This is a genomic window from Enterobacter sp. IF2SW-B1 (genome assembly GCF_001743375.1).
GTDB classification, from domain to species: domain Bacteria; phylum Pseudomonadota; class Gammaproteobacteria; order Enterobacterales; family Enterobacteriaceae; genus Enterobacter; species Enterobacter bugandensis.
Genome location: NZ_MJAA01000008.1, coordinates 407,352 through 421,066 on the forward strand (window position 1 = coordinate 407,352; position 13,715 = coordinate 421,066).

At 58.7% G+C, this 13,715-nt stretch carries 12 protein-coding genes; 9 read left to right on the plus strand and 3 right to left on the minus strand.

Annotated features, from left to right (window positions below):
• Positions 1-114: 114 nt before the first annotated feature.
• The 5 genes from bglX (at position 115) to A6013_RS17830 (ending at position 6,310) form a co-directional block, all read left to right on the plus strand.
• A complete protein-coding gene (gene bglX / locus A6013_RS17810) occupies positions 115-2,412 on the plus strand; it encodes a beta-glucosidase BglX (protein ID WP_069733512.1) in 2,298 nt (765 codons plus the stop codon).
• 146 nt (positions 2,413-2,558) lie between these two features.
• A complete protein-coding gene (locus A6013_RS17815) occupies positions 2,559-3,476 on the plus strand; it encodes an ABC transporter substrate-binding protein (protein WP_041909045.1) in 918 nt (305 codons plus the stop codon).
• 12 nt (positions 3,477-3,488) lie between these two features.
• Positions 3,489-4,646 (plus strand): ABC transporter permease, encoded by a 1,158-nt coding sequence (locus A6013_RS17820; protein WP_047367953.1) that lies wholly within the window; start codon positions 3,489-3,491, stop codon positions 4,644-4,646.
• Entirely contained in the window at positions 4,639-5,589 is a 951-nt protein-coding gene (locus A6013_RS17825) for an ABC transporter ATP-binding protein (RefSeq protein WP_069733513.1), read from the plus strand. The genes A6013_RS17820 and A6013_RS17825 overlap by 8 nt, the downstream gene beginning before the upstream one ends.
• A complete protein-coding gene (locus tag A6013_RS17830) occupies positions 5,573-6,310 on the plus strand; it encodes an ABC transporter permease (protein WP_048957519.1) in 738 nt (245 codons plus the stop codon). Before A6013_RS17825 ends, A6013_RS17830 begins: the two co-directional genes overlap by 17 nt.
• Here the strand turns inward: A6013_RS17830 and A6013_RS25380 are convergent.
• Positions 6,285-6,398, minus strand: a complete 114-nt coding sequence (locus tag A6013_RS25380) for a protein YohO (protein ID WP_008500895.1) — start codon at positions 6,396-6,398, stop codon at positions 6,285-6,287. The genes A6013_RS17830 and A6013_RS25380 overlap by 26 nt on opposite strands.
• Before the next feature lie 69 nt (positions 6,399-6,467).
• Positions 6,468-7,208, minus strand: coding sequence for an HTH-type transcriptional regulator MlrA (gene mlrA / locus A6013_RS17835; RefSeq protein ID WP_028013838.1), 741 nt, complete (start codon positions 7,206-7,208; stop codon positions 6,468-6,470).
• 218 nt (positions 7,209-7,426) lie between these two features.
• On the opposite strand from mlrA, the gene A6013_RS17840 reads away from it, so the two are divergent.
• From A6013_RS17840 to A6013_RS17850, 3 genes are read left to right on the plus strand one after another with little or no spacing between them, the layout of a single operon-like run.
• Positions 7,427-9,112, plus strand: a complete 1,686-nt coding sequence (locus A6013_RS17840; protein WP_059354110.1) for a sensor histidine kinase — start codon at positions 7,427-7,429, stop codon at positions 9,110-9,112.
• Positions 9,106-9,825, plus strand: a complete 720-nt coding sequence (gene btsR / locus A6013_RS17845; protein WP_023312443.1) for a two-component system response regulator BtsR — start codon at positions 9,106-9,108, stop codon at positions 9,823-9,825. The genes A6013_RS17840 and btsR overlap by 7 nt, the downstream gene beginning before the upstream one ends.
• A 46-nt stretch (positions 9,826-9,871) precedes the next feature.
• Entirely contained in the window at positions 9,872-10,342 is a 471-nt protein-coding gene (locus A6013_RS17850) for a DUF1456 family protein (protein WP_045259745.1), read from the plus strand.
• 31 nt (positions 10,343-10,373) lie between these two features.
• Here the strand turns inward: A6013_RS17850 and metG are convergent, their stop codons facing one another.
• Positions 10,374-12,407, minus strand: a complete 2,034-nt coding sequence (metG, locus tag A6013_RS17855; RefSeq protein ID WP_049137331.1) for a methionine--tRNA ligase — start codon at positions 12,405-12,407, stop codon at positions 10,374-10,376.
• 137 nt (positions 12,408-12,544) lie between these two features.
• On the opposite strand from metG, the gene apbC reads away from it, so the two are divergent.
• Positions 12,545-13,654: an iron-sulfur cluster carrier protein ApbC gene (gene apbC, locus A6013_RS17860; RefSeq protein WP_028013834.1), complete on the plus strand. Its 1,110-nt coding sequence runs from the start codon at positions 12,545-12,547 to the stop codon at positions 13,652-13,654.
• Positions 13,655-13,715: the final 61 nt, after the last annotated feature.

Here is a 13,715-nt window from a genome sequence, read left to right on the forward strand (position 1 = left end):
ACGAGAAAAATCAGAGAATAACCCTGCAACGTTCAGAGGGTTTATGGCACACTGCGCTTTTCGCACGGTCTGGCCGGGTGCTTCCCACGGTTATTGATGAGAGAGAATAACAACATGAAATGGCTATGTTCTGTAGGTGTCGCCGTCAGCCTGGCGCTGCAACCTGCGCTGGCAGAGGATTTGTTTGGTAATCACCCGCTCACGCCTGAAGCCCGCGACGCGTTTGTCACGGAGTTGCTTAAGAAGATGACGGTCGATGAAAAAATCGGCCAGCTGCGTCTGATCAGCGTTGGCCCGGATAACCCGAAAGAGGCCATCCGCGAGATGATCAAAGAGAACCAGGTGGGCGCGATTTTTAACACCGTCACCCGCCAGGATATCCGCGCCATGCAGGATCAGGTGATGCAGCTCAGCCGCCTGAAAATCCCGCTGTTCTTCGCCTATGACGTGGTGCACGGCCAACGCACTGTCTTCCCGATCAGCCTCGGCTTAGCCTCCTCGTTTAACCTCGACGCGGTGAAAACCGTCGGGCGCGTGTCGGCCTATGAAGCGGCGGACGACGGCCTGAACATGACCTGGGCACCGATGGTGGACGTCTCGCGCGATCCGCGCTGGGGCCGCGCCTCGGAAGGCTTCGGTGAAGACACCTATTTAACGGCCACGATGGGCAAAACCATGGTGGAAGCGATGCAGGGCAAGAGCCCGGCGGACCGCTACTCGGTGATGACCAGCGTTAAACACTTCGCGGCCTACGGCGCCGTGGAAGGCGGTAAAGAGTACAACACCGTCGACATGAGCCCACAGCGCCTGTTTAACGACTACATGCCGCCGTACAAGGCAGGGCTGGATGCGGGCAGCGGCGCGGTGATGGTGGCGCTGAACTCGCTGAACGGCACGCCTGCGACCTCCGATTCCTGGCTGCTGAAAGACGTCCTGCGCGACCAGTGGGGCTTTAAGGGCATCACTGTTTCCGACCACGGCGCGATTAAAGAGCTGATCAAGCACGGCACGGCGTCCGATCCGGAAGACGCGGTGCGCGTGGCGCTCAAGTCCGGCATCAACATGAGCATGAGCGACGAGTACTACAGCAAATACCTGCCGGGGCTGGTGAAGAGCGGCAAGGTAACGATGGCGGAGCTGGACGATGCCGCGCGCCACGTGCTGAACGTGAAATATGACATGGGGCTGTTTAACGATCCGTACAGCCACCTGGGGCCGAAAGATTCTGACCCGGCGGATACCAACGCCGAAAGTCGCCTGCACCGTAAAGAGGCGCGTGAAGTGGCGCGCGAAAGTCTGGTGCTGCTGAAGAACCGCCTTGACACGCTGCCGCTGAAAAAATCCGGCACTATTGCTGTGGTCGGCCCGCTGGCTGACAGCAAGCGCGACGTGATGGGGAGCTGGTCTGCTGCGGGCGTGGCCGATCAGTCCGTTACCGTCCTGACCGGCATCAAGAGCGCCGTCGGTGAAAACGCCAAAGTGGTGTACGCCAAAGGGGCGAACGTCACCGACGATAAAGACATCGTCACCTTCCTCAACCAGTACGAGGAAGCGGTGAAGGTCGATCCGCGCACGCCGAAGGAGATGATCGACGAAGCGGTCCACGCGGCGAAGCAGTCTGACGTCGTTGTCGCGGTCGTGGGGGAAGCGCAGGGTATGGCGCACGAAGCCTCCAGCCGTACCGACATCACCATCCCGCAGAGCCAGCGCGATCTGATCGCCGCCCTGAAAGCGACCGGCAAGCCGCTTGTGCTGGTGCTGATGAACGGTCGTCCGCTGGCGCTGGTGAAAGAGGACCAGCAGGCTGACGCCATTCTGGAAACCTGGTTCGCCGGCACCGAAGGCGGTAACGCCATCGCCGACGTATTGTTTGGCGATTACAACCCGTCGGGCAAGCTGCCGATGTCCTTCCCGCGCTCCGTCGGGCAGATCCCGGTTTACTACAGCCACCTGAACACCGGTCGCCCGTACAACGCCGACAAGCCGAACAAATACACGTCTCGTTACTTTGACGAAGCTAACGGCCCGCTCTACCCGTTTGGTTATGGCCTGAGCTACACCACCTTCAAGGTCTCTGAGGTGAAAATGTCGGCGCCGAGCCTGAAGCGTGACGGCAAGGTCACCGCCAGCGTCGAGGTGACCAACACCGGCAAGCGTGAAGGGGCAACGGTGATTCAGATGTACGTGCAGGATGTCACCGCCTCGATGAGCCGTCCTGTGAAGCAGCTGCGCGGCTTTGAGAAGGTCAATCTCAAGCCTGGCGAAACCAAAACCATCAGCTTCCCGATTGACGTGGATGCGCTGAAGTTCTGGAACCAGCAGATGAAATATGATGCGGAACCGGGCAAGTTTAACGTCTTTATCGGGGTGGATTCCGCCCGCGTAAATAAAGGCGAGTTCGAGCTGCTGTAACCTTTCCCTCCTTTGCATCCCCCGTTCATCGGGGGATGCGTCTTACCTTATGCTAAAAAGGCATTTTGCCGGGTAAATCCGCCGTTTTAAGCTACGCTTTTCTCTCAAGCCTCTGAAAAAGGCAGCAAAAAAATGAGGATAGCGGAATGACGATTAAATCGGGGATGGTAGTTTCTGCGGCGCTACTCGCGGCGCTAAGCCTGCCGTTACAGGCGGCGGAGCCGGTAAAAGTGGGCTCAAAGATCGATACCGAGGGCGCGCTGCTCGGGAATATTATTCTCCAGGTGCTGGAAAGCCACGGCGTGAAAACCGTCAATAAAGTTCAGCTGGGCACCACGCCCGTCGTGCGCGGCGCGATTACCTCCGGCGAGCTGGATATCTATCCTGAATATACCGGCAACGGCGCGTTCTTCTTTAAAGAAGAGAACGATCCGGCATGGAAAAACGCCAAAGCTGGCTATGAAAAAGTCAAAAAACTCGACGCGGAACAGAACAAGCTGGTCTGGCTGACCCCGGCCCCGGCCAACAATACCTGGACTATCGCCGTGCGTAAGGACGTGGCGGAGAAAGGGAAGCTCACCTCGCTTGCGGATCTCAGCCGCTACCTGAAAGAGAAGGGCGACTTCAAGCTCGCGGCGTCCGCGGAGTTTATCGAGCGTCCTGACGCGCTGCCGGCGTTTGAAAAAGCCTACGACTTCAAGCTCGACCAGGCGCAGCTGCTCTCGCTGGCGGGCGGAGATACGGCGGTAACTATTAAGGCGGCGGCGCAGCAAACCTCCGGCGTTAACGCGGCGATGGCCTACGGCACCGACGGCCCGGTCGCGGCACTGGGCCTGCAAACCCTGACCGATCCAAAAGGCGTTCAGCCGATTTACGCTCCAACCCCGGTTGTGCGTGAGGCGGTGCTGAAAGCCTACCCGGATATTGCTGAATGGCTCAAACCGGTCTTCGAAAAGCTGGATGAAAAAACGCTGCAACAGCTGAATGCCAGCATTGCCGTCGAGGGACTGGATGCCAAAAAAGTGGCCGCCGACTTCCTGAAACAACAAGGGCTTGTGAAGTAACGGGAAAGGGCTGTGCCAATAAAATGTCATAACCGCGTACTGCTGCTGTTGGCCTGCGTGGCCATCGCGGCGGTCGCGTTACCGTTTGTGAACGTCGCGCCTAACCGCCTGATGTCGGGGGAAGGGCGTGCTCTCTGGGACGTATGGTCGTTCACGCCGTGGTGGCTGGCGGCTGCGCTGGCCGCGTGGGTTGCACTGTCGCTCTGGCAAGGGCGAACGGCGCAGTGGCTGACGCTGCTGCTCTCGGAAGGTCTCTTTATCACGCTGTTCTGGAGCGCGGGGCTGGCGGCAACGCATATGGCCTCGGCGGAAAGTCCGCTGGCGAGAACCACGCCAGGCAGCGGCCTGTGGCTCTGGCTGGCTTTGTGTTTACTGGCCAGCAGCGATGCGATTCGTCGTCTCATCGCCAGTTCTGTCTGGCGCTGGGTGCTTAATGCGCAGATATGGTCTATTCCGCTGCTGTTATTGTTCAGTGGTGAACTGAACAACCTCTCGCTGTTAAAAGAGTACGCCAACCGTCAGGAGGTGTTTGATGATGCCCTGGCGCAACATCTGACGATCCTTTTCGGCACGCTGATCCCGGCCCTGCTGATCGGGATACCGCTCGGCATGTGGTGTTATCGTCATCCCTCACGGCAGGGTAGCATCTTTGCTGTACTCAACGTCATCCAGACCATTCCCTCCGTTGCGCTGTTTGGACTGCTGATTGCCCCCCTGGCCGGGCTGGTGAAGTCGTTTCCCGCGCTGGGCGCGGTGGGTATCGCCGGAACGGGGTTAACGCCCGCGCTGATTGCGCTGGTGCTGTATGCGCTGCTCCCGCTGGTGCGCGGCGTGGTCGCGGGCTTAAGCCAGGTTGCGCCGGATGTGCTGGAAAGCGCCCATGCGATGGGGATGAGCGCGCGACAGTGTTTCTGGAAGATTCAGCTCCCGCTGGCGCTGCCCCTGCTGCTGCGCAGCCTGCGGGTGGTAGCGGTTCAGACCGTTGGCATGGCGGTGATTGCCGCGCTGATTGGAGCAGGCGGCTTTGGCGCGCTGGTGTTCCAGGGGCTGCTGAGCAGCGCCCTCGATCTGGTGTTGTTAGGCGTAGTCCCTACCATTGCGCTGGCGGTTGTCGTCGACGCGCTGTTTGCCTTATGGCTCGCGCTGCTCAGGAGAAGAGCCAATGATTGAATTTCATGATGTGAGTAAAACCTTTGCCTGCCGCCCGGCGGCAAGCCATCTGAACCTGAACTTTGCCGAGGGGGCATTTTCCGTGCTGATTGGCACTTCGGGCTCGGGAAAATCCACCACGCTGAAGATGATCAACCGGCTGGTGGAGCATGACAGCGGGTTAATTCGCTTTGCCGGGGAAGAGATCCGCAGCCTGCCGGTGCTGGAGCTGCGCCGCCGAATGGGCTATGCCATTCAGTCTATCGGCCTGTTTCCGCACTGGACGGTGGCACAGAACATCGCCACCGTGCTGCAGCTCGAGAAATGGTCGCGGGCTAAAATCGCTGACCGCGTTGATGAACTGATGTCTCTGCTGGGGCTGGAGCCCGCGTTGCGCGAGCGCTATCCTCACCAGCTCTCCGGTGGGCAACAGCAGCGCGTGGGCGTGGCGCGCGCGCTGGCGGCTAACCCGCAGGTGCTGCTGATGGATGAACCCTTTGGCGCGCTGGATCCCGTTACGCGCGGGGCGTTGCAAACGGAGATGACCCGCATTCACCGCATTCTTGGTCGAACCATCGTCCTCGTGACGCACGATATAGATGAAGCCCTGCGCCTGGCCGACCATCTGGTGCTGATGGACCACGGCGAGGTGGTGCAGCAGGGCGCGCCGCTTGCGCTGCTGACCAGCCCGAAGAATGACTTTGTACGCGAGTTTTTTGGCCGCAGCGAGCTGGGCGTCAGGCTGCTCTCCCTGCGGACGGTCGGAGACTATATGCGCCGTGAGAATGCACCGCCCGGCGGGGAACCGCTACAGGAGCAGATGAGCCTGCGGGATGCCCTCTCCGCGTTTGTCGCGCGCCGGTGCGAAGTCCTGCCCGTGGCGGATGTCCGGGGTGCGCCGTGCGGCAGCCTGCATTTTCGCGATCTGCTGGCCGGGGAGGTGACGCGTGAAGGCACTGCGTGATCCACTCCTCTGGCTGGTAGCGCTCTTTGTCGCCTTACTGTTTCTGATGCCTCACAGCGCGGCGCTGTTTAACACTCTTTTTCCGGGGCTACCGCGGCCAGTGTATCAGCAGGAGAGCTTTATTAACCTTGCCCTGGCGCATCTCTGGCTGGTGGCGCTCTCAAGCGTCATCGCGGTGGTGCTGGGAGTAGGGGCGGGCATCGCGGTCACGCGACCTGCGGGCCGGGAGTTTCGTCCGCTGGTGGAGACGGTTGCGGCCATTGGACAGACGTTTCCGCCGGTGGCGGTGCTGGCGATAGCGGTGCCGGTTATGGGTTTTGGTCAGCAGCCCGCGATTATTGCGCTGATTCTGTACGGCGTGTTGCCCGTTCTGCAGGGTACTCTGGCGGGCGTTGCGGCGGTCCCGGCGTCTGTTTTAAGCGTGGCGGAAGGGATGGGGATGAGCCGCTGGCAGCGGCTGCGCAAGGTAGAACTGCCGCTTGCGGCACCGGTTATTATTGCCGGGATCCGCACGTCGGTGATCATTAACATCGGGACGGCGACCATTGCGTCTACGGTCGGTGCCAATACGCTGGGAACGCCGATCATCATCGGCTTAAGCGGGTTTAATACGGCTTATATTGTGCAGGGGGCGGTACTGGTCGCGCTGGCGGCCATCGTTGTCGATCGCCTTTTTGAGCGGCTGGCGCTGTACCTCAGCCGACACCGCCACGAACGATAAACGAGTATCCTGCAAGCATCACGCCGCCGATACCGCTTACGGCCATCAGGACAAAAAGGGTAATAATGGCGAGTTTAGTTGCCTTCATCATGTGCTCCTGTTGTTAACGGAACAATTATACGGTGAAGCGCAGCTGTTAATGAACCATTAAATGCCGTTATGGCTCATCCGGGCCAAGGGAATAAACCGGATAACCATGCTCACGCCACTCCGTCAGCAGCTGTTGCTGCGTGGCGGACGGCACTTCGCCACACCAGACCAGCAGGGTCTGGCCGTCGAAAAACTCGGGTTTGAGCTGCCCCAGCGAGTGCGCAAGGACATCCACGCGCCAGCCCTTTTGGGTGGCGATCCACGCTTCCAGCCACAGACGGGTAGTATCGTGCACGTTCCAGCCGACCACCAGCGCATCTTTTCCTGCCTTGTTCTTCGCCGAGGCAAGACAGACGGCAATATAGTTGATCAGCACCCCGTCAAGCATGCTGAGCAGCGCCTGCAGGGTAGACTGTTGGCACTGCAGGCGCCGACGGAGCGGAATGAAAAGATGGGTGATAAGCGTTTTCGCCGGATAATCGCGACCCTGCTCTTTGATCCAGGCGCGCAGTCGCTGCAGGTTACCCGCCTGCAGGAGCCGCAGCAGCGTTTCCTGCTGCTCGCGCCAGAGGCGTTGCGTGTCCGGGTCGTCGTGGCTCAGCAGGGACTTCACTTTCCCGACCTGCACCCCGTTGTCGATCCAGCTTTTGATTTCGCGGATCCGGTCGATATCGGCATCGTTGAAAAGGCGATGACCACCGTCCGTCCTCTGCGGTTTGAGCAATCCATACCGTCGCTGCCACGCCCGTAGGGTAACGGGATTGATATCACAAAGGAGTGCCACTTCACCGATTGTGTAAAGCGCCATATTTGCCCCCTGGCTTACGCGTCCCCAGCTTAACTGTAGACCCACTTTGCCGAACCAGGAAGAATTGATTAATTTTTAAACAAATAATGCGAACCATGCACGATGTGCAGAAAAAGATGTGATAACGGACACGATTTTGCGCTTTTTTGGGGCGCTTCAAAGAAAGTTCAGCCGCATCCGTGTATGTTACGCGTTTTTTAGCGTGTGCGGTTTTGAGTATGTACGAGTTTAACCTGGTGCTGCTGTTGCTTCAGCAGATGTGCGTGTTTCTGGTCATTGCCTGGCTGATGAGCAAAACGCGTCTTTTCATTCCGCTGATGCAGGTCACCGTACGTCTGCCCCACAAGCTGCTCTGCTACGTCACCTTCTCTATTTTTTGCATCATGGGGACCTACTTCGGCCTCCACATCGAAGACTCTATTGCTAATACGCGCGCCATCGGCGCGGTGATGGGCGGGCTGCTGGGCGGCCCGGTCGTCGGTGGCCTTGTCGGTTTAACCGGTGGGCTGCATCGCTATTCCATGGGCGGGATGACGGCGCTCAGCTGCATGATCTCGACGATCGTCGAAGGGCTGCTTGGTGGCCTGGTGCACAGCTATATGATTAAGCGCGGTCGCCCGGACAAGGTGTTTAGCCCGCTTACCGCCGGGGCCATTACCTTTGTGGCTGAAATGGCGCAGATGGCGATCATTCTGCTGATTGCCCGCCCGTTCGAGGATGCGCTGCACCTGGTCAGCAGTATTGCCGCCCCGATGATGGTGACCAACACCGTCGGCGCGGCGCTGTTTATGCGTATTCTGCTCGACAAGCGCGCCATGTTTGAGAAGTACACCTCGGCCTTTTCCGCCACGGCGCTGAAGGTTGCCGCCTCGACCGAAGGGATCCTGCGTCAGGGGTTTAACGAAGAGAACAGCATGAAGGTTGCGCAGGTGCTCTATAAAGAGCTGGATATCGGCGCGGTGGCCATTACCGATCGCGAAAAGCTGCTGGCGTTTACCGGCACCGGAGACGATCACCACCTGCCGGGCAAACCGATCTCGTCGACCTATACGCTGCGCGCCATTGAAACCGGCGAAGTAGTGTATGCCGACGGTAACGAAGTGCCTTACCGCTGCTCGCTGCATCCACAGTGCAAGCTGGGCTCCACGCTCGTCATTCCGCTGCGCGGGGAAAATCAGCGGGTGATGGGCACCATCAAGCTGTATGAGGCGAAAAACCGTCTGTTCAGCTCCATCAACCGCACGCTGGGGGAGGGGATCGCCCAGCTTCTTTCCGCGCAAATTCTGGCCGGGCAGTATGAACGGCAGAAAGCCCTGCTGACGCAGTCTGAAATTAAGCTGCTGCATGCCCAGGTCAATCCGCATTTCCTGTTTAATGCCCTCAACACGCTCAAAGCGGTGATCCGCCGCGACAGCGATCAGGCCGCGCAGCTGGTGCAGTTTTTGTCGACCTTTTTCCGTAAAAACCTGAAGCGCCCGTCAGAGATCGTGACCCTCGCCGATGAAATTGAGCACGTGAATGCCTATCTGCAAATTGAGCAGGCGCGGTTTCAGTCCCGCCTGCAGGTGTCGCTCTCCGTTCCGGACGAGCTGGCGTATCAGCATCTTCCGGCCTTTACCCTGCAGCCTATCGTGGAGAACGCCATCAAGCACGGTACCTCGCAGCTGCTGGGGACAGGGGAGATAACCATTGCCGCCAGCCGTTTTAACCACCATCTGGTGCTGGATATTGAAGATAACGCCGGGCTGTACCAGCCTTCCGCTTCGGGCGGATTAGGGATGAGCCTGGTTGATAAACGTCTGCGCGCCCATTTTGGCGACGACTGTGGCATTACCGTCGCCTGCGAGCCTGACCGTTTTACCCGTATTACCGTTCGACTGCCGCTGGAGGAAAACGCATGTTAAGAGTGCTGATCGTGGATGACGAGCCGCTGGCACGGGAAAACCTGCGCGTTCTGCTGCAGGAGCAACCAGACATTGAGATTGTGGGGGAGTGCGCCAACGCCATTGAGGCCATCGGTGCGGTGCACAAGCTGCGCCCGGACGTGCTGTTCCTCGACATTCAGATGCCGCGCATCAGCGGGCTGGAGATGGTCGGCATGCTCGACCCGGCGCATCGTCCCTACATCGTGTTTCTGACGGCGTTCGACGAATATGCCGTTAAGGCTTTTGAGGAGCACGCGTTCGATTATTTACTCAAGCCGATTGAAGAGAAGCGGCTGGAAAAAACGCTCACCCGCTTACGCCAGGAGCGAACCGTCCAGGACGTCACGCTGCTGCCGGAGAACCAGCAGCCGCTGAAATTTATCCCCTGCACCGGGCACAGCCGGATTTATCTGCTGCAAATGGATGATGTGGCGTTTGTCAGCAGCCGCCTGAGCGGGGTGTTTGTCACCAGCGCGGAAGGGAACGAAGGGTTTACCGAGCTGACCCTGCGCACGCTCGAGAGCCGCACGCCGCTGATTCGCTGTCACCGTCAGTATCTGGTGAACATGGCGCACCTGAAGGAGATCCGTCTGGAAGATAACGGCCAGGCCGAGCTGGTGCTGCGCGCCGGGCAGACCGTCCCCGTCAGCCGCCGCTATCTGAAAAGTTTGAAAGAGGCGATTGGCCTGTAAAACTGGTACACTGCGCGCCATTGCATCATCGACATTCGAAGGCTCTATGCTAAGTAACGATATTCTTCGTAGCCTGCGCTACACCCTGAAAGCAAACAATAACGACATGGTGCGCATTCTTGCGCTGTCCGACATGGAATCCACGTCTGCAAATTTTGATACCTGGATGACCAAAGAGGACGAAGAGGGCTTCGTCCGCTGCCCGGACATCATTCTGTCGGGTTTTCTGAACGGGCTGATTTACGATAAGCGTGGAAAAGATGACTCCGCGCCCGAGCTGGCGCTGGAGCGTCGCGTGAACAACAACACGGTGCTGAAAAAGCTGCGTATCGCCTTCTCGCTGAAAACGGACGATATCCAGGCGATCATGACCGAGCAGAAATACCGCGTGTCGATGCCGGAAATCACTGCCATGATGCGCGCGCCGGACCACAAAAATTACCGCGAGTGCGGCGACCAGTTTCTGCGTAATTTCCTGCGCGGGCTGACCCATCGGGTGCATCACCCGAAACCATAAAAAAAGCCGGAGATTATCTCCGGCTTTTTTGTTATTTCACCTGCTGGCCCGGCTTCGCGCCTTCGTCTGGGCTTAACAGGAAGATATCCTTCCCGCCAGGGCCTGCTGCCATCACCATCCCCTCGGAAATGCCGAAGCGCATTTTGCGCGGCGCCAGGTTGGCGACCATCACGGTTTGACGGCCGATCAGCACCAGCGGGTCCGGGTAGGCAGAACGGATGCCGGAGAAGACGTTGCGCTTCTCGCCGCCGAGATCCAGCGTCAGGCGCAGCAGCTTGTCAGAGCCTTCCACGAATTCTGCGTTTTCAATCAGCGCCACGCGCAGGTCGACTTTAGCGAAGTCATCAAAGGTGATGGTCTCCTGAATCGGATCGTCCGCCAGCGGGCCGGTTACCGGTGCTGCAGCCGCTTTCACCTCTTCTTTAGAGGCTTCGACCAGCGCTTCAACCTGCTTCATCTCGATGCGGTTATACAGCGCCTTAAAGGTGTTCACCTTGTGGCCGAGCAGCGGCTGCGCCATTGCATCCCAGGTCAGTTCGGTGTTCAGGAACGCTTCAGCGCGGGCTGCCAGCTGCGGCAGAACCGGCTTCAGGTACGTCATCAGCACGCGGAACAGGTTGATGCCCATGGAGCAGATGGCCTGCAGATCGGCATCGCGGCCTTCCTGTTTAGCGACAACCCACGGCGCCTGCTCGTCCACATAGCGGTTAGCCAGGTCAGCCAGCGCCATGATTTCACGCACTGCTTTACCGAACTCGCGCGTTTCCCAGGCTTCGCCAATGGTGGCTGCCGCGTCGGTGAAGGTTTGGTACAGGGCAGGGTCCGCCAGCTCAGCGGCCATTACGCCGTCAAAGCGCTTGGCGATAAAGCCCGCGTTACGGGACGCCAGGTTCACCACCTTGTTGACGATGTCTGCGTTCACGCGCTGCACGAAATCTTCCAGGTTCAGGTCGATATCGTCGATGCGGGAAGAGAGCTTCGCGGTGTAGTAGTAGCGCAGGCTGTCCGCGTCGAAGTGGTTCAGCCAGGTGCTGGCCTTGATGAACGTCCCGCGGGACTTGGACATTTTCGCGCCGTTCACCGTGACGTAGCCGTGTACGAACAGGTTGGTCGGCTTGCGGAAGTTGCTGCCTTCCAGCATTGCCGGCCAGAACAGGCTGTGGAAGTAAACGATGTCTTTGCCGATGAAGTGGTACAGCTCGGCGGTAGAGTCTTTCTTCCAGTATTCGTCGAAGCTGACGGTGTCGCCCCGCTTGTCGCACAGGTTCTTGAAGGAGCCCATGTAGCCGATTGGCGCATCCAGCCAGACGTAGAAATATTTGCCCGGCGCATTCGGGATTTCGAAGCCAAAGTACGGCGCATCGCGGGAGATATCCCACTGCTGCAGGCCGGATTCGAACCACTCCTGCATCTTGTTCGCCACCTGCTCCTGCAGCGCGCCACTGCGGGTCCACGCCTGCAGCATTTCGCTGAAGGACGGCAGGTCGAAGAAGAAGTGCTCGGAATCACGCATCACAGGTGTGGCGCCGGATACCACGGATTTGGGCTCAATCAGTTCGGTCGGGCTGTAGGTCGCGCCGCAGACTTCGCAGTTATCGCCGTACTGATCCGGGGATTTACATTTTGGACAGGTGCCTTTGACGAAACGGTCCGGCAGGAACATGCCTTTTTCCGGATCGTACAGCTGAGAGATAGTGCGGTTTTTGATGAAACCGTTCTCTTTCAGACGGGTGTAGATCAGCTCCGACAGCTCGCGGTTTTCGTCGCTGTGCGTGGAGTGATAGTTGTCATAGCTGATGTCAAAGCCAGCAAAATCGGTCTGATGCTCCTGACTCATTTCGGCAATCATCTGCTCCGGGGAAATCCCCAGCTGCTGCGCTTTCAGCATGATCGGCGTGCCGTGGGCATCGTCCGCACAGATGAAGTTAACCTCGTGGCCGCGCATTCGCTGGTAACGGACCCAGACATCAGCCTGGATATGCTCCAGCATGTGGCCGAGGTGGATTGAGCCGTTGGCGTACGGCAGGGCGCACGTTACCAGAATTTTTTTCGCGACTTGAGTCATAGTAGGCATTACTTCTTTTAACTGTGAAAAGGGTTTTCGATATTACCAAAAGGGGCATTATTAAGTAAGCACAAACCACGGCCTTTCAGGTAAACTTGTTTGTCTAAGGTCTTATTCACAAGAACAAAGGAGTCGGGATGAGTTCTCAATCCCAGGCCAAATCACCGGAAGCCTTACGAGCAATGGTCGCCGGGACGCTGGCTAACTTTCAGCATCCAACCCTGAAACATAACCTCACTACGCTGAAAGCGTTGCACCACGTCGCGTGGCTGGACGATACGCTGCACGTTGAAGTGCAGATGCCGTTCGTCTGGACCAGCGCCTTTGACGCGCTGAAAGAGCAGACCAGCGCCGAGCTGCTGCGCATTACCGGTGCGAAAGCGATTGACTGGAAGCTGAGCCACAGCATTGCCACGCTGAAGCGTGTGAAAAATCAGCCGGGCGTCAACGGGGTGAAAAACATCATCGCCGTGAGTTCAGGTAAGGGTGGGGTGGGTAAATCCTCTACCGCCGTCAACCTCGCGCTCGCGCTGGCGGCGGAAGGGGCAAAGGTTGGTATTCTGGATGCCGATATCTACGGTCCGTCTATTCCAAACATGCTGGGTGCGGAAAATCAGCGTCCAACCTCGCCGGACGGCACGCATATGGCGCCGATCGTGGCGCACGGTCTGGCGACCAACTCCATCGGTTACCTGGTGACCGACGATAACGCCATGGTCTGGCGCGGCCCGATGGCCAGCAAAGCGCTGCTGCAGATGCTGCAGGAAACGATGTGGCCGGATCTGGATTATCTGGTGCTGGACATGCCGCCGGGCACCGGTGACATTCAGCTGACGCTGGCGCAGAACATCCCGGTAACGGGGGCCGTTGTGGTCACCACGCCGCAGGATATCGCGCTGATCGACGCCAAAAAAGGCATCGTGATGTTTGAGAAAGTGGAAGTGCCGGTGCTCGGCATCGTCGAGAACATGAGCATGCACATCTGCAGCAACTGCGGACACCATGAGCCTATCTTTGGTACGGGTGGGGCGGAAAAACTGGCAGCGCAGTATCACACCCAGCTGCTGGGGCAGATGCCGCTGCATATTTCCTTGCGTGAAGATCTGGACAGCGGGAAGCCGACGGTCGTCAGCCGTCCGGACAGCGAGTTCGCTGAGATGTATCGCCAGCTGGCGGGGCGTGTTGCGGCGCAGCTGTACTGGCAGGGTGAAGTGATCCCGGGTGAAATCGCCTTCCGCGCGGTGTAACCCCCCAGCGCTGGATTGCCGGGTGGCGGCTTCGCCTTACCCGGCCTACGAAATACGATTT